The following is a 14,933-nucleotide window of genomic DNA, read 5'->3' on the forward strand; positions in this document are numbered from 1 at the left end:
TGTGCGCGCAGTTTAAGGATTAGTTTAATTAAACACGGGATATAACATGAACAAGAATGCTGTTGCGGTAATGATGATGGCCGCGCTTTCAGGGACCGCTTATGCGGAGTCTGCGCAATTCACACCAAACTTTTCACCGGAAAGTCTGAGCGTAGCCACCTCAGTGGGGATGCTGGGCGGTAAATCCAAAGAGCTGGTTTATGATGCAAGCAACGCACGTAAAGTCAGCCAGCTGGACTGGAAAATTAAAAATGTCGCCATCCTGAAAGGTGATATTTCCTGGGATGCCTGGTCCTTCCTGACGCTGAATGCACGCGGCTGGACTTCTCTGGCTTCCGGTTCCGGTCATATGGATGATTACGACTGGCAGAATGCTAACCAGTCAGGCTGGACCGATCATTCTTCACATCCGAGCACCGATGTGAATTACGCCAATGAATACGACCTGAACGTAAAAGGCTGGTTCCTGCAGGGCGATAATTATAAAGTCGGCGCAGTAGCGGGTTATCAGGAAACGCGTTTCAGCTGGACGGCAACCGGCGGTTCTTACAATTACGACAATGGAGAACTGGTGGGTGACTTCCCGAACGGCCAGGCGGGGATTGGCTACAGCCAGCGCTTCTCCATGCCGTATATTGGCCTGGTAGGCCACTATCGCATCAATAATTTCGAATTTAACGGCCAGTTCAAATTCAGCGACTGGGTTCGTGCGCACGATAACGACGAACATTATTTGCGTGATCTGACCTTCCGCGAGAAAACCTCAAATTCCCGCTACTATGGCGCGTCTGTTGATGCGGGTTACTACGTCACCGAAAATGCCAAAGTATTTGCTGAATTCACTTACAGCAAATACGAAGAAGGCAAAGGTGGCACCCAGGTTATCTATACGCCAACCGGCGAGTCAGCCTCTTATGGTGGTGATGCGGCAGGGATTTCCAATAAGAACTACACCGTTACCGTGGGTCTGCAATATCGCTTCTAATGACGAAGCCTGTCGGGATCATCCCGACAGGTTTTTTGCGTTATTTGCGGGGATAAAGATCTTTGCGCACGTAGGGTTCAATATCCCCCTCTTTACGCGTCTTCAGCAGCTTGAGAATCCAGGTATATTGTTCCGGGTGCGGGCGAACAAAGATTTCCACTTCTTCATTCATACGACGCGCCAGCGTTTTATCATCCGCTTCCAGCAAATCATCCATCGGTGGCCGCACATAAACTTCAAGACGATGTGTGCTGCTGTTATACACCGGGAACAAGGGTACCACGCGCGCCCGACAGACCTTCATCAGGCGGCCAACCGCCGGTAACGTCGCTTTGTAAGTGGCAAAAAAATCAACAAACTCGCTGTGCTCCGCCCCGTGATCCTGGTCCGGCAGGTAATAACCCCAGTAGCCCTGACGCACGGAACTGATAAAAGGTTTGATACCATCATTACGCGCATGCATACGCCCGCCAAAACGACGACGCACCGTATTCCAGACATAATCCATCAGCGGATCGCTCTGATTATGGAACATCGCCGCCATCATCTGCCCTTCAGATGCCAGCAGCATCGCCGGAATATCCACGCCCCAGCCATGCGGAACGAGGAAAATGACGTTTTCATTGTTGGCCTGTAGCTGGTCGATGATGTCGCGACCAAACCAGTCAACACGCTGACGCACCCGCTCCGGGTTGCGGATGCCGAGTTCCGCCATCATCACCATCGCCTGAGGGGCGGTGGCAAACATATGATCGACGATGGTTGCGCGCTCAGCTTCGCTCAACTCCGGCAGACAGTAATACAGATTGATCAACGCGCGGCGACGCGCGCTTTTTGCCAGCTTACCTGCCAGCTTACCCAGGCTGCCCAACAGGGGATCTCGCACTTTTGCGGGTAACATAGCCATACCGGCCAGCGCACCAATCGCCAGCCAGTTGCCCCAGTATTTCGGCTTCAAAAAAGAACGTTGAAAAACGGGAATAAACTCAATGTTATTTTTTTTACGGGTTTCCATGCACTCGCCTCTGACAATGACCGGTCAATAATAGTGACGATGACTAATTTTGCAATCTTCGTGCGTCAGATAGCAAAAAACCGACGAATAATCCGTCGGTTTTGCGTTTTTTCCCGTGATAATACGTTACTGCTGCAGTGCCAGCTGCGGCAGGTAAGTTTTCACATCAGCCAGATAACTGCTGCGATCTTTACCCGTCAGCCCTTCCATACGCGGCAGTTTCGCCGTGAGTGGGTTAACGGCCTGATTGTTAATCCAGATCTCAAAGTGCAAATGCGGCCCGGTAGAGCGACCGGTATTACCGGAAAGCGCGATACGATCGCCACGCTTCACCTTCTGACCCGGCTTCACCAGCACTTTGCTGAGGTGCATATAGCGCGTCATGTACTGGCGGCCATGACGGATTGCTACGTAATTACCCGCTGCGCCGCCATTCTTCGCCATCACCACTTCGCCATCACCCACCGCTAATACCGGCGTACCAATTGGCAGCGCAAAATCGACACCGCGATGAGGCGCGATGCGACCGGTGACCGGGTTCAGACGACGCGGGTTAAAGTTGGACGACACCCGGTATTGCTTCACCGTTGGGAAACGCATAAAGCCACGCGCCAGACCTGACCCATTGCGATCATAGAATTTGCCGTCTTCTGCGCGGAAGGCGTAGTAATCCTTGCCACCGGTATGCAGGCGCACACCGACCAGCTGGCTCTGGGCGCTCTTGCCGTCGAGCATTTCACGCGACATCAGCACACTGAACTGATCGCCAGCACGCAGCTTGCGGAAATCCATCTGCCACTGCATCGCCTTAATCACGTTGCTGATTTCGTTGCTGGTCAACCCGGCGCTGCGGGCGCTGGCAGCAAAACTGCCGCGCACTTCGCCTTTCAGCACGCTGTTTTGCCATTCGCCTTTTTGCAGCTCCTGTTGCATTTTGAAGCTGCCGTCATCCTGACGCTGATAAGTGCGGGTTTCGCGACGATCAAGCTCCCAGCTGAAGCTCTGTAACTGTCCATCGGCGTTCAGGGTCCAGCTCAGCTGTTGACCCACACGCAGACCACGCAGATCCTTGTCACTGCTGACCAGCGCATTGATGTCACCGAGGTCGATACCGTATTGATTGAGGGCGCTACTCAGCGTATCGCCTGCAGAGACGGTGTAATCGTGCACGTTCGGATTATCCGGCACGTCTTTATCAATGTCGTCTGCCGGGATGTCTTCTTCCGGTTCTGGCGTCGATTGATCGACCGGCTCACTGTCTTCCGGCAGCAGATTCTGCAATTCGAATTTGTCCAGTGGGACATTTTTGACGATCGGCGTAGCATCGGTGGGATGGTAAACGTAAGGCCGCCAGACAGCGACGGCCAATGTAATAACGGTTAATGACCCCAGCATAACGCGGTGGGGGCGCGGCAAATTATTAAATGCGAGGGCGACAGAGCGGGCTATCTGCTGCACTTTTACCTATTCCTCTATGCTCCATTCAGGCAGCTTGCATACTGGCTCGACAACTGTGAGAGGAATTTCACGTAGCTGTCTTTGGTTAAGCTGATTCCCATGCCCAATGGATCCAACGTACCTTTACGCACATTAGTTCCTCGTGACACGGCATCGATGACCGCCGGCCTGAATTGTGGCTCAGCAAAAACGCATGTGGCTTTTTGCTCAACCAACTGTGTTCGTATTTGATGTAAACGCTGTGCGCCCGGTTGGATCTCAGGATTAACGGTAAAATGCCCTAACGGTGATAAACCGTAATGTTTCTCAAAGTAGCTATAAGCGTCGTGAAAAACGAAGTAACCCTTATTCCGCACCGGAGCAAGCTGCGCGCCAATGTGTTTATCCGTATCCGCTAATTCTGCTTCAAACTGCTGCAGGTTGGCGTCTAGTTTGGCCTTGCTTTGCGGCATAAGTTCCAATAATTTTCCGTGGATTGCAACCGCAGATTGCCTTGCTATCTCTGGGGACATCCACAGATGCATATTAAACTGACCATGATGATGGTGTTCATCAGACGCCTCATGGGCAGCTGAATCTTCTGCTCCATGTCCCTGATCCTGCGTATGTTCATGCTCATCATCGTCGTCATCACCGGTGATCAGTAGCGGTTTGACCCCGGCAATATTGGCAATTTCCAGATTTTTATTCGCCGGAAGTTCCGCCGCTGACTTCGTCAGAAAGGCTTCCATTTCCGGGCCAACCCAAACCACTAAGTCTGCGTTTTTTATACGTTTTACATCTGAAGGACGTAGTGCATAATCATGCTCAGATGCGCCATCCGGCAGTAGCACTTCCACTGGCGTGACGCCATCAGCAATCGCGGCGGCGATAAATCCGATCGGTTTAATTGAGGCAACGACCGCAGCAGATGCTGGCAGGGAAAATGAAGCCGCTATCGCGACCGCAGGAAGGGTAAAAGCAAGGCGCTTTTTATTGTGTAACATAATGCGTCATTCCATCGTGACCAGGTGATGGAATGTGATATTATAACATTCGAAATTCTGTGCAACCTGTAAATATCATGTCTTCACTTGTTACGCTCGAAAACATCTCCGTGAAATTCTCCCAACGTCCGGTACTGGCGGGTATCAGCCTGTCACTGGAGCCGGGAAGAATTCTGACCTTGCTTGGCCCGAATGGTGCCGGGAAATCAACACTTGTGCGCGTGGTGCTGGGTTTGCTGACGCCTGACACAGGCAGCGTCAAACGTAGCGCCAGTTTGCGCATCGGCTATGTGCCGCAGAAATTACATATTGACCCTACCCTGCCGATCAGCGTTGAACGTTTTATGCGTCTGTCGCGTGGCAGCCGTGCAGACGCCATCTTACCGGCGTTAAAACGCGTACAGGCTGGGCATCTGCTCCATGCGCCTTTGCAGAAATTATCCGGCGGTGAAACGCAGCGCGTGTTGCTGGCGAGGGCGTTACTCAGTGACCCGCAATTGCTGGTGCTGGATGAACCTACCCAGGGTGTCGATGTAAATGGTCAGGTCGCGTTGTATGACCTGATTGATCAGCTGCGGCGCGAGCTGAACTGCGGTGTGCTAATGGTTTCGCACGACCTGCATCTGGTGATGGCCAAAACGGACGAAGTGCTGTGTCTTAATCACCATATCTGCTGTTCTGGCACCCCGGAGGCGGTCTCGCAGCACCCGGAATTTATCGCGATGTTCGGTCCACGCGGCGCTCAGCAACTAGCGATTTATCGCCATCATCATAATCATCGTCACGATTTACAGGGACGAATTGTTCTGCGCAAAGGAAATGGCCCGTCATGATTGAACTGTTGTTACCTGGCTGGCTGGGCGGTGTGTTTCTGGCACTGGCGGCCGGTCCGCTGGGCGCGTTTGTCGTCTGGCGACGCATGTCCTATTTTGGTGATACCCTTGCCCACGCATCACTCCTCGGCGTGGCCTTCGGCCTGCTGTTTAACGTCAATCCCTATTATGCGGTGATTCTGGTGACGGTTTGCCTGGCGCTCGGGCTGGTGTGGCTGGAACGTCGCCCGCATCTGGCGATTGATACCCTGCTCGGCATTATGGCGCACAGTGCGTTATCGCTGGGTCTGGTGGTAGTCAGCCTGATGTCTGGCGTGCGCGTCGATTTAATGGCTTATCTGTTTGGCGATTTGCTGGCCGTCACACCACAGGATCTGTGGATGATGGGCGGTGGCGTGGTGATTGTGCTGGCGGTGATGGCGTGGCAATGGCGCTCACTGCTCTCCATGACCATCAGCCCGGAGCTGGCGCAGGTGGATGGTGTCAATATTCAGCGCACGCGCCTGATGTTGATGCTGGTGACGGCGCTGACGATTGGTGTGGCGATGAAGTTTGTCGGGGCGTTGATTATCACTTCACTGCTGATCATCCCGGCCGCTACCGCACGCCGCTTCTCACGCTCACCGGAACAGATGGCAGGCTTTGCGGTGATTATCGGCATTCTGGCCGTGACCGGCGGTCTGAGCTTTTCCGCGCTTTACGACACCCCGGCCGGTCCGTCAGTGGTGTTATGCGCAGCCATCCTGTTTATCATCAGCATGGCAAAAAAACCGGCGGCCTGACGCCGGTTTACTGTTCTTCGCGGGTAATACCGAAGTGACGATACGCATGCTGCGTTGCCATACGGCCACGCGGCGTGCGCTGAATAAAGCCCTGCTGAATCAGGAAGGGTTCAATCACGTCTTCGATGGTTTCACGCTCTTCGCCAATCGCTGCGGCAAGGTTATCCAGCCCGACCGGGCCGCCCATGAACTTATCAATAATCGCCAGCAGCAGCTTGCGATCCATATAGTCAAAGCCCTGGCTATCCACATTGAGCATGTCCAGCGCGCTGGCGGAAACCTCACCGCTCATATCACCATTGGCGCGCACCTCGGCGAAGTCACGCACGCGGCGCAGCAGGCGGTTAGCAATACGCGGTGTCCCGCGTGAACGGCGTGCAATTTCCAGTGCACCCTCTTCGCTCAATGCCAGACCCAGACAAGCAGCACTGCGGCCCACGATATGCTGCAAATCCGCCACGTTATAAAATTCCAGGCGCTGCACAATCCCGAAGCGATCGCGCAAGGGTGAAGTCAGTGAACCGGCGCGGGTGGTCGCACCAATCAGGGTGAACGGCGGGAGATCGAGTTTAATCGAACGCGCTGCCGGACCTTCACCGATCATAATATCCAGCTGATAATCTTCCATCGCCGGATAGAGCACCTCTTCCACCACCGGTGACAGACGGTGAATTTCATCGATGAATAACACATCATGCGGTTCAAGGTTAGTCAGCATCGCCGCCAGATCGCCCGCCTTCTCCAGCACCGGTCCGGAAGTGGTGCGCAGATTGACCCCCATTTCGTTGGCGACAATATTCGCCAGCGTGGTTTTACCGAGGCCGGGAGGACCGAAGATCAACAGATGGTCGAGAGCATCGCCACGCAGTTGCGCCGCTTTGATAAAGATCTCCATCTGTTCACGCACCTGCGGCTGTCCAACATATTCAGACAGCAGCTTAGGCCGAATGGCGCGGTCAAGGTTCTCTTCTTCGTTAACACTGCTGGCGGAGACCAGGCGATCGGCTTCAATCATGCTTTACCTCAAATGGCTGCGCGCAGGGCTTCGCGGATCAGGGTTTCGCAGTCCGCATCAGGTCGGCCAATTTTGCTTACCATGCGGCTGGCTTCCTGCGGTTTATACCCCAGTGCCACCAGGGCCGCAACCGCTTCTGCTTCCGCATCGTTGGTGTCTGGCGCAGCCGACGGTGTGGTCAGGGTAAAGGCGCTGTCACCACCGAACAGATCACCGTGCATACCTTTGAAGCGGTCCTTCATCTCCACCACCAGACGCTCAGCGGTTTTTTTGCCGACGCCAGGCAGTTTCACCAACACCGCAATCTCTTCTTTCTCCACCGCCGTCACGAACTGTTGTGCAGACATGCCGGAAAGAATCGCCAGCGCCAGCTTCGGCCCCACGCCATTGACTTTAATCAGCTCACGGAACAGCGCACGCTCCTGCTTACTGTTGAAACCAAACAGCAGTTGCGCATCTTCACGCACCACAAACTGGGTGAAGATGATCGCTTCCTGGTTTAGCTCAGGCAGCTCATAAAAGCAGGTCATTGGCATATGCACTTCATAACCGACGCCATGCGCCTCAATCAACACCAGCGGCGGCTGTTTTTCCAGAATGTTGCCTCGTAAACGACCAATCACCTGAGCACTTCCTTAATCTATGAGTAAGCCTGTTTATATACCATAAAAAAGGCTGGATGAATATCCAGCCCTTAGGTTTCGTCTAGCCTGACCGCAAACGCCCTCGCGTCAATACCAGCTTGCTATCGCTCATCCGCGCCGCATTCTGGCTGACGTGACAATGCGTAATGGCGATGGCGAGAGCATCCGCCGCATCCGCCTGCGGATTGGCAGGTAATTTCAGCAAGGTGCGCACCATATGCTGCACCTGGCTTTTTTCCGCGCTACCGATGCCGGTCACCGTTTGCTTGACCTGGCGTGCCGCGTATTCAAACACCGGCAGATCGAGATTTACCGCTGCCACGATGGCGGCCCCACGCGCCTGCCCCAGTTTGAGCGCTGAATCGGCGTTTTTCGCCATAAACACCTGTTCAATGGCAAAAAAATCAGGTGAAAACTGGGTGATGATTTCGCTGACGCCAGCATAAATCAGTTTGAGGCGGGAGGGCAGATCGGTAACGTTAGTGCGGATACAGCCGCTGCCCAGATAACTGAGCTGGCGGCCGACCTGACGGATAACACCGTAGCCAGTGACGCGCGAACCAGGGTCGATCCCAAGGATTATCGCCATGACGCGTCTCCGGCAGTCTGGGGTTGAGAAAACGCCATTACAGCGTTTCCGCCACCTCATCGGAAATTTCGCCGTTATGGTAAACTTCCTGCACGTCGTCGCAATCTTCCAGCATATCGATCAGACGCAGCAGTTTTGGTGCGGTTTCCGCATCCAGTTCAGCTTTGGTGGACGGGATCATCGAGACTTCCGCGCTATCGGCTTTCAGGCCAGCCGCTTCCAGCGCATCACGCACGGCACCCAGTTCTTCCCACGCCGTGAACACGTCGATAGCACCATCGTCGTAGCTGACGATATCTTCTGCACCCGCTTCCAGCGCAGCTTCCATCAAGCTATCTTCGTCCTTGCCCGGTTCGAAGGAGATAACGCCTTTCTTGCTGAACAGGTAAGAAACGGAACCGTCAGTACCAAGGTTACCACCGGTTTTGGTGAAGGCGTGACGTACTTCGCCGACGGTACGGTTGCGGTTGTCACTCAGACACTCAACCATCACCGCAGAGCCGCCCGGACCGTAACCTTCGTAAATGATGGTTTCCATATTGGAATCATCTTCACCGCCCACGCCACGTGCAATCGCACGGTTCATGGTATCACGGGTCATGTTGTTGGACAGGGCTTTGTCCATTGCCGCGCGCAGACGTGGGTTAGAACCGGCATCGCCACCACCCAGTTTCGCTGCGGTCACCAGCTCACGAATGATTTTGGTGAAGATCTTACCGCGCTTTGCATCCTGAGCCGCCTTGCGGTGCTTGGTGTTTGCCCATTTACTATGTCCAGCCATAAAAATATTTCTCCGATCTCAAATCTTATGCAGGGTATCTTTCTAACCTGACTGTTCAATTTCGCTGTGCTGTTCTGAAGAACGCACCAGATGCATTAAATTCTAATCAATGCGCCGCCCAAAAAACGCGTGACGGCTGGCATTCAGATAAATTCTTCAATTGCCTGGCGGTTACTCCAGGACTTAGTCAGGGCTGCTGCATCTGCGGGCGTCAGCCAGCGCGCGGCAAGGTGCTCACTCAGGATAACCTCGCGCTCGGTGGGCAATGCCAGCCGGAACCAATGTTCCCGATTATGGGTGGTACCCGGCGCGTAGCGATGGCGGTAGTGGGGGAAGATCTCGAACTCGATTTGTTTATGGCAATCTTCCAGCAGCAGCTGTTCCGTTACCACATCAATCGCCAGTTCTTCCTGCACTTCACGCTGTGCGGTCTGAAGCGGGGTTTCCCCGGCTTCAAGACTGCCGGTGACCGATTGCCAGAAGCTCTCGTCATCGCGGCGTTGCAGCATCAGCACCCGGCCTGAGTCCTGAGCAAAAATCACTACCAGAACCGAAACCGGATGCTTATAGCCCATTATTTATTCTCAAGCTTGTCTTTCTTCGGAGCCAACTGAATCCCAAGATCGGCCAGCGCAGCCGGGTTGGCCTCACTGGGTGCTTCCGTCATCAGACAGGCCGCCGCGGTGGTTTTCGGGAAGGCAATCACGTCACGGATGTTATCGGTGCCGGTCAGCAACATGGTGACGCGGTCCAGACCAAATGCCAGACCCGCATGCGGCGGCGTACCGAATTTCAGTGCATCCAGCAGGAAGCCGAACTTCTCACGCTGCTCTTCTTCAGCAATACCGAGAATGCTGAACACCACCTGCTGCATTTTACCGTTGTGGATACGCACGGAACCGCCACCCACTTCATAACCGTTGATCACCATATCGTAAGCATTGGCGATAGCCTGCTCCGGGTTTTCCGCCAGTTGCTCAGCCGTCATCTCTTTAGGCGAGGTGAACGGATGGTGCATCGCGGCCAGACCGCCTTCGTCATCCGCTTCGAACATCGGGAAGTCGATCACCCACAGCGGTGCCCAGGCTTTATCATCGGTAATTTGCAGGTCACGACCCACTTTCAGACGCAGTGCGCCCAGCGCATCGGAAACCACTTTGGCACGATCGGCACCAAAGAAGATCACATCGCCGTCCTGTGCGCCGGTACGCTCAAGAATGGCTGCCACAATCTCAGCATTGAGGAACTTCGCTACCGGGCTTTGTACACCTTCAAAACCTTTGGCCAGCTCGTTGACCTTCATCCATGCCAAACCTTTGGCACCATAGATTTCAACAAACTTGCCGTATTCATCAATCTGCTTACGGCTCAGGGTGGCACCACCCGGCACGCGCAGCGCGGCGACACGGCCTTTTGCATCGTTAGCCGGGCCAGAGAACACCTGGAATTCGACGTTTTTCAGCAGGTCAGCGACATCCACCAGCTCCATCGGGTTACGCAGGTCTGGCTTGTCAGAACCGTAACGACGCATCGCTTCGGCGAAGGTCATTTGCGGGAAGCTACCGAGGTCCACGCCTCTGATATCCAGCCACAGTTCACGGATCAGGCGTTCCATCACTTCACGCACCTGTTCGGCGCTCATGAAAGAGGTTTCCACATCGATCTGGGTGAATTCAGGCTGACGATCGGCACGCAGGTCTTCGTCACGGAAGCACTTGACGATCTGATAGTAACGGTCAAAACCGGACATCATCAGCAGCTGTTTGAACAGCTGAGGCGACTGCGGCAGTGCATAAAATTTGCCTTTATGCACGCGGCTCGGCACCAGATAGTCACGCGCACCTTCTGGTGTGGCTTTGGTCAGCATCGGGGTTTCGATATCGAGGAAACCTTCGTTGTCCATAAAGCGACGGACAAAGCTGGTGATTTTTGCACGGGTTTTCAGGCGCTGTGCCATCTCCGGACGACGCAGGTCCAGGTAGCGGTATTTCAAACGTGCTTCTTCGCTGTTGACCTGGTTGGAATCCAGCGGCAGCGGCTCAGCACGGTTAATAATGTTCAGGTCATGGGCAAAGATTTCAATCTCGCCAGTCGCCATATCGCTGTTTTTATTCTTCTCATCACGCGCACGCACGGTGCCGGTGATTTGGATACAGAATTCGTTACGCAGCTCAGACGCCAGCTGGAAAGCCTCCTGGCGATCGGGATCGAAGAACACCTGGACGATGCCTTCACGGTCGCGCATATCGATAAAAATCAGGCTACCCAGATCGCGACGGCGGTTTACCCAGCCGCAAAGAGTGACTTGCTGACCCACATGAGACAGATTGAGCTGTCCGCAATATTCTGTACGCATAACGTATCCTTTTAACTTCGCCGCTGCAGCTGACAGCATCAGGCCGCGTAACCATATGAGATGCTGCCGCAAAAAAGGCGGCTATTATAATGGAAAAACCCAGACAGGATAAGTAGAGCCGCGCCAAAGCGGCTAAAACATCTGCTTTTGTCACAGGTTGTTATCCCAGTGTGACGAAAACAGGTTAACCTGTCGCTGATTTTCCCGTCTGGAGTTCGTTTTGACGCTACGTATTGGGTTACCACAGTGGCAGCATGCCCACTGGAAACAATTTGGTCTGGAAACGCTGGCTGATTATGCGCAGCTGTTCGATTGTGTCGAAGGTAATACCACGCTTTATGCACTGCCAAAGCAGGAAGTGGTGCTGCGCTGGCGCGATATGACCCATGATGATTTCCGCTTCTGCTTTAAATTCCCGTCCACCATCAGCCACCAGGCGGCGCTGCGTAACTGCGATGATTTGCTGGCGGAGTTTCTGCGTCTGCTGGACCCGTTAGCCGACCGTATCGGCCAATACTGGTTGCAACTGCCCGCCGCCTTCTCACCGGCGCAGCTGAATGATTTGTGGCACTTTCTTGATAGCCTGCCGCGTCGCTTCAGCTATGGGGTGGAGGTGCGCCATGCGGCGTTCTTTGCCAAAGGCGAGGCCGAACGTGCGCTCAATCGCGGTTTGCAGCAACGCGGCGTGAACCGGGTGATCCTGGATAGCCGACCGGTCCATGCCTCGCAATCACAAACCGCCGCGGCCATTCATGCGCGGGAAAAAAAGCCTCGCGTACCGCCACACGCGGTGCGAACCGGCAATCAGCCGATGGTGCGCTTTATCGGCAGCGATAGCGTCGATGAAACCGTGCCGCTGTTTCAGCCGTGGCTGGCAAAGTTGCCCAATTGGCTGGCAGAGAGCGATCCGTTGCTGTTTATCCACACGCCAGATATGGGTGCGGTGTTTCCATTGGTTGAGGCATTGTGGCCCCGGTTACAACAGCTGGAACCGCGCCTGCCCGCCCTGCCCGTCTGGCCTCAGCAATCCAGCCTGTTCTGACGCCCGCAGACTACACTCATGGGAAACGGGTGCAGCCTGCGGCAGTTTCTGCCAGAATAGCGCCCTTTCCGTTTTCTCTCCGGATATTTCATTATGTCTGACCGCGATACGCTATTTTCCGCCCCCATCGATAAACTGGGTGACTGGACCTTTGACGAGCGCGTGGCTGAAGTCTTTCCCGATATGATTCAGCGCTCGGTGCCCGGTTATTCCAACATCATTTCGATGATTGGCATGCTGGCAGAACGCTTTGTGCAGCCCAACAGCAAGGTTTACGACCTGGGCTGTTCGCTCGGTGCTGCCACGCTCTCAGTACGCCGTAATATTCATGTGCCGGGTTGTGAGATCATTGCTGTCGATAATTCGCCAGCGATGGTTGAACGCTGCCGTCGTCATATCGATGCCTTCCGTGCCGATACCCCGGTGCAGGTACTGGAGGCGGATATTCGTGATATTCACATCGAAAACGCCTCGCTTGTGGTGCTCAACTTTACGTTGCAGTTCCTGGAACCCGCTGCCCGTGTGCTGCTGCTGCAAAAAATTGCTCAGGGCTTGAATCCTGGCGGAGCTTTGGTGCTGTCGGAAAAATTCAGCTTTGAAGATGCCGAAGTCGGCGAGCTGCTGTTCAACATGCATCACGACTTCAAGCGCGCCAACGGCTATAGCGAGCTGGAAATTAGCCAGAAGCGCAGCATGCTGGAAAATGTCATGTTGACCGACAGCGTCGAAGCCCACAAAGCGCGCCTGAGGCAGGCGGGTTTTGCTCACGCCGAGCTGTGGTTCCAGTGCTTTAACTTTGGTTCTCTGGTGGCGCTGAAATGATTGATTTTGGTCGGTTCTATCAGCAAATCGCGACTGGCCCGCTTGCCAGCTGGCTGGAAGTGTTGCCCGCCCAGGTGGCTGCCTGGCAGCGTGAAAACCTGCACGGCCATTTCCGCAACTGGGAAAAATCGGTTGAGCATCTTCCCGCACTTGTCCCACAGACGCTCGATTTGCTGCATAGCGTTAGCGCGCAGCAGGATGATTTAACCGAACGTCAGCGTGCCGGGATTGAAAAGCTGCTGCGTAATCTCATGCCGTGGCGTAAAGGGCCGTACTCGCTCTATGGCACGGAAATCGATACCGAATGGCGTTCTGACTGGAAGTGGCAGCGCGTACTGCCGCATATTTCCCCGCTGGCCGGACGCACGGTACTGGATGTCGGCTGTGGCAGTGGCTATCACATGTGGCGCATGGTCGGTGCTGGCGCTCAGCTGGTGGTGGGCATCGATCCGATGCAGCTGTTCCTGTGTCAGTTCGAAGCGGTACGCAAGTTACTGGGTGACGATCGTCGTGCGCATCTGCTGCCGCTGGGCATTGAGCAACTTCCCGCATTACAGGCGTTCGATACTTTGTTTTCGATGGGGGTGCTGTATCATCGCCGCTCACCGCTTGATCACCTGCTACAGCTGAAAAATCAGCTGGTCAGCGACGGTGAACTGGTGCTGGAAACGCTGGTGATTGAAGGGGATGAGAACGCGGTACTGGTACCTGGCGAACGTTATGCACAGATGCGCAACGTTTACTTTATTCCCTCCGCCGCCGCATTAAAAAGTTGGCTGGAGAAGTGTGGCTTCGTCGATGTACGTATCGTTGATTACGCGGTGACTTCGGTGGAAGAACAACGCCGCACTGACTGGATGACCAGCGAATCGCTGGCTGAATTCCTTGATCCGCTCGATAGCAGCAAAACGGTAGAAGGCTATCCAGCACCGCTGCGCGCGGTACTGGTAGCACGTAAGCCCTGATGCTTAACGCCGCGACAGCGCCAGCTTCGCGGCGAAACCGATAAATACGCAACCTGTCAGACGATCCATCACTTTCAGCACCGTCGGACGACGCAGGTGCGCGGCAAAATAGTGGCTGCCGCCAATCAGCACCGCATTCCACACCAGACCTATCGCCATATGGGTCAGCGCCATCAGAGTACACCACAAGGGTACCGACGCACCGGCCGGGATAAACTGCGGCAGGAAGGTAACGTAAAACACCCCCACTTTTGGATTCAGCATGTTGCCCAGCAGCCCACGACTAAAACAGGCGAAATAACGCTGTTCCTTCTGGGGGGTAACCTGCCCGTCATCCACCTGGCTACGCGGATTAAGCAACAATTTCACACCCAGCCACAGCAGATATGCCGCCCCCACCCACTTCAACAGGTTGTAGGCCATTTCTGATGCCAGCAGCAACGCACCCAATCCCAGCCCGACCATCACGCCCCACACCAGACATCCCAGGGTCACCCCAAACGCGGTAGCCGAGGCGCGTTTCCAGCCCTGTGCCGCTGCGGTACGCAGTACCAGCGCGGTATCAAAGCCCGGCGTTAAGGTGAGGATGGTGATAGCAAACAGAAATGAAATCAGTAACGTCATGGCATGCTCCCGGTGAATTTGCCGCTATCTTAACGC

The 14,933-nt window shown here is 54.6% G+C and carries 16 protein-coding genes; 6 read left to right on the forward strand and 10 right to left on the reverse strand.

Annotated features, from left to right (window positions below):
• The first annotated feature begins 46 nt into the window (after window positions 1-46).
• A complete protein-coding gene (locus CUN67_RS11270; RefSeq protein ID WP_208715377.1) occupies window positions 47-985 on the forward strand; it encodes an omptin family outer membrane protease in 939 nt (312 codons plus the stop codon).
• A gap of 40 nt (window positions 986-1,025) precedes the next feature.
• Here the strand turns inward: CUN67_RS11270 and lpxM are convergent, their stop codons facing one another.
• The 3 genes from lpxM to znuA all read right to left on the reverse strand — a co-directional run bounded on the left by lpxM (window position 1,026) and on the right by znuA (window position 4,444).
• Window positions 1,026-2,000 carry a lauroyl-Kdo(2)-lipid IV(A) myristoyltransferase gene (gene lpxM, locus CUN67_RS11275; protein ID WP_208715378.1) on the reverse strand — a complete coding sequence of 325 codons (975 nt, stop codon included), beginning with the start codon at window positions 1,998-2,000 and terminating at the stop codon, window positions 1,026-1,028.
• Window positions 2,001-2,126: 126 nt separating this feature from the next.
• Complete coding sequence (gene mepM / locus CUN67_RS11280; protein ID WP_208715379.1) at window positions 2,127-3,458, reverse strand: murein DD-endopeptidase MepM; 1,332 nt, start codon at window positions 3,456-3,458, stop codon at window positions 2,127-2,129.
• A 14-nt stretch (window positions 3,459-3,472) separates the two neighbouring features.
• A complete protein-coding gene (znuA, locus tag CUN67_RS11285; protein WP_208715380.1) occupies window positions 3,473-4,444 on the reverse strand; it encodes a zinc ABC transporter substrate-binding protein ZnuA in 972 nt (323 codons plus the stop codon).
• Window positions 4,445-4,521: 77 nt separating this feature from the next.
• Between znuA and znuC the strand changes: the two genes are divergently transcribed.
• Together znuC and znuB are read left to right on the forward strand one after the other, a co-directional pair.
• Window positions 4,522-5,277, forward strand: a complete 756-nt coding sequence (gene znuC / locus CUN67_RS11290; protein ID WP_208715381.1) for a zinc ABC transporter ATP-binding protein ZnuC — start codon at window positions 4,522-4,524, stop codon at window positions 5,275-5,277.
• Window positions 5,274-6,059 carry a zinc ABC transporter permease subunit ZnuB gene (gene znuB / locus CUN67_RS11295; protein WP_084875391.1) on the forward strand — a complete coding sequence of 262 codons (786 nt, stop codon included), beginning with the start codon at window positions 5,274-5,276 and terminating at the stop codon, window positions 6,057-6,059. Before znuC ends, znuB begins: the two co-directional genes overlap by 4 nt.
• 7 nt (window positions 6,060-6,066) lie before the next feature.
• Here the strand turns inward: znuB and ruvB are convergent, their stop codons facing one another.
• The 6 genes from ruvB to aspS form a co-directional block, all read right to left on the reverse strand.
• Entirely contained in the window at window positions 6,067-7,074 is a 1,008-nt protein-coding gene (ruvB, locus tag CUN67_RS11300) for a Holliday junction branch migration DNA helicase RuvB (protein ID WP_084875393.1), read from the reverse strand.
• Between the two features lie 8 nt (window positions 7,075-7,082).
• Window positions 7,083-7,697, reverse strand: coding sequence for a Holliday junction branch migration protein RuvA (gene ruvA / locus CUN67_RS11305; RefSeq protein WP_208715382.1), 615 nt, complete (start codon window positions 7,695-7,697; stop codon window positions 7,083-7,085).
• A gap of 82 nt (window positions 7,698-7,779) precedes the next feature.
• A complete protein-coding gene (gene ruvC / locus CUN67_RS11310) occupies window positions 7,780-8,307 on the reverse strand; it encodes a crossover junction endodeoxyribonuclease RuvC (protein ID WP_208715383.1) in 528 nt (175 codons plus the stop codon).
• A 37-nt stretch (window positions 8,308-8,344) separates the two neighbouring features.
• Window positions 8,345-9,088, reverse strand: coding sequence for a YebC/PmpR family DNA-binding transcriptional regulator (locus CUN67_RS11315; RefSeq protein ID WP_208715384.1), 744 nt, complete (start codon window positions 9,086-9,088; stop codon window positions 8,345-8,347).
• A gap of 143 nt (window positions 9,089-9,231) precedes the next feature.
• Window positions 9,232-9,663 (reverse strand): dihydroneopterin triphosphate diphosphatase, encoded by a 432-nt coding sequence (gene nudB, locus CUN67_RS11320; protein ID WP_208715385.1) that lies wholly within the window; start codon window positions 9,661-9,663, stop codon window positions 9,232-9,234.
• Window positions 9,663-11,444, reverse strand: coding sequence for an aspartate--tRNA ligase (gene aspS, locus CUN67_RS11325; protein ID WP_208715386.1), 1,782 nt, complete (start codon window positions 11,442-11,444; stop codon window positions 9,663-9,665). Before aspS ends, nudB begins: the two co-directional genes overlap by 1 nt.
• Window positions 11,445-11,664: 220 nt before the next feature.
• On the opposite strand from aspS, the gene CUN67_RS11330 reads away from it, so the two are divergent.
• The 3 genes from CUN67_RS11330 (at window position 11,665) to cmoB (ending at window position 14,273) form a co-directional block, all read left to right on the forward strand.
• Window positions 11,665-12,486 carry a DUF72 domain-containing protein gene (locus tag CUN67_RS11330; RefSeq protein WP_208715387.1) on the forward strand — a complete coding sequence of 274 codons (822 nt, stop codon included), beginning with the start codon at window positions 11,665-11,667 and terminating at the stop codon, window positions 12,484-12,486.
• 93 nt (window positions 12,487-12,579) lie between these two features.
• Complete coding sequence (cmoA, locus tag CUN67_RS11335; RefSeq protein ID WP_208715388.1) at window positions 12,580-13,308, forward strand: carboxy-S-adenosyl-L-methionine synthase CmoA; 729 nt, start codon at window positions 12,580-12,582, stop codon at window positions 13,306-13,308.
• Window positions 13,305-14,273 (forward strand): tRNA 5-methoxyuridine(34)/uridine 5-oxyacetic acid(34) synthase CmoB, encoded by a 969-nt coding sequence (gene cmoB, locus CUN67_RS11340; protein WP_208715389.1) that lies wholly within the window; start codon window positions 13,305-13,307, stop codon window positions 14,271-14,273. Before cmoA ends, cmoB begins: the two co-directional genes overlap by 4 nt.
• Window positions 14,274-14,276: 3 nt before the next feature.
• Here cmoB and CUN67_RS11345 read toward each other — a convergent pair whose 3' ends face one another.
• The gene (locus CUN67_RS11345) at window positions 14,277-14,897 is read right to left on the reverse strand and encodes a LysE family translocator (protein ID WP_208715390.1); all 621 of its coding nucleotides are present in this window, start codon (window positions 14,895-14,897) and stop codon (window positions 14,277-14,279) included.
• Window positions 14,898-14,933: the final 36 nt, after the last annotated feature.

The sequence above is a fragment of the Pantoea cypripedii genome, from assembly GCF_011395035.1.
Classification (GTDB): domain Bacteria; phylum Pseudomonadota; class Gammaproteobacteria; order Enterobacterales; family Enterobacteriaceae; genus Pantoea; species Pantoea cypripedii_A.

What these genes read in the sequence shown, in the direction of transcription:
- CUN67_RS11270 (WP_208715377.1), top strand. Translation starts at nt 47, where the DNA reads ATGAACAAGAATGCTGTTGCGGTAATGATGATGGCCGCGCTTTCAGGG.
- lpxM (WP_208715378.1), bottom strand. Translation starts at nt 2,000, where the DNA reads ATGGAAACCCGTAAAAAAAATAACATTGAGTTTATTCCCGTTTTTCAA.
- znuA (WP_208715380.1), bottom strand. Translation starts at nt 4,444, where the DNA reads ATGTTACACAATAAAAAGCGCCTTGCTTTTACCCTTCCTGCGGTCGCG.
- znuC (WP_208715381.1), top strand. Translation starts at nt 4,522, where the DNA reads ATGTCTTCACTTGTTACGCTCGAAAACATCTCCGTGAAATTCTCCCAA.
- znuB (WP_084875391.1), top strand. Translation starts at nt 5,274, where the DNA reads ATGATTGAACTGTTGTTACCTGGCTGGCTGGGCGGTGTGTTTCTGGCA.
- ruvB (WP_084875393.1), bottom strand. Translation starts at nt 7,074, where the DNA reads ATGATTGAAGCCGATCGCCTGGTCTCCGCCAGCAGTGTTAACGAAGAA.
- ruvC (WP_208715383.1), bottom strand. Translation starts at nt 8,307, where the DNA reads ATGGCGATAATCCTTGGGATCGACCCTGGTTCGCGCGTCACTGGCTAC.
- CUN67_RS11315 (WP_208715384.1), bottom strand. Translation starts at nt 9,088, where the DNA reads ATGGCTGGACATAGTAAATGGGCAAACACCAAGCACCGCAAGGCGGCT.
- nudB (WP_208715385.1), bottom strand. Translation starts at nt 9,663, where the DNA reads ATGGGCTATAAGCATCCGGTTTCGGTTCTGGTAGTGATTTTTGCTCAG.
- aspS (WP_208715386.1), bottom strand. Translation starts at nt 11,444, where the DNA reads ATGCGTACAGAATATTGCGGACAGCTCAATCTGTCTCATGTGGGTCAG.
- cmoA (WP_208715388.1), top strand. Translation starts at nt 12,580, where the DNA reads ATGTCTGACCGCGATACGCTATTTTCCGCCCCCATCGATAAACTGGGT.
- cmoB (WP_208715389.1), top strand. Translation starts at nt 13,305, where the DNA reads ATGATTGATTTTGGTCGGTTCTATCAGCAAATCGCGACTGGCCCGCTT.
- CUN67_RS11345 (WP_208715390.1), bottom strand. Translation starts at nt 14,897, where the DNA reads ATGACGTTACTGATTTCATTTCTGTTTGCTATCACCATCCTCACCTTA.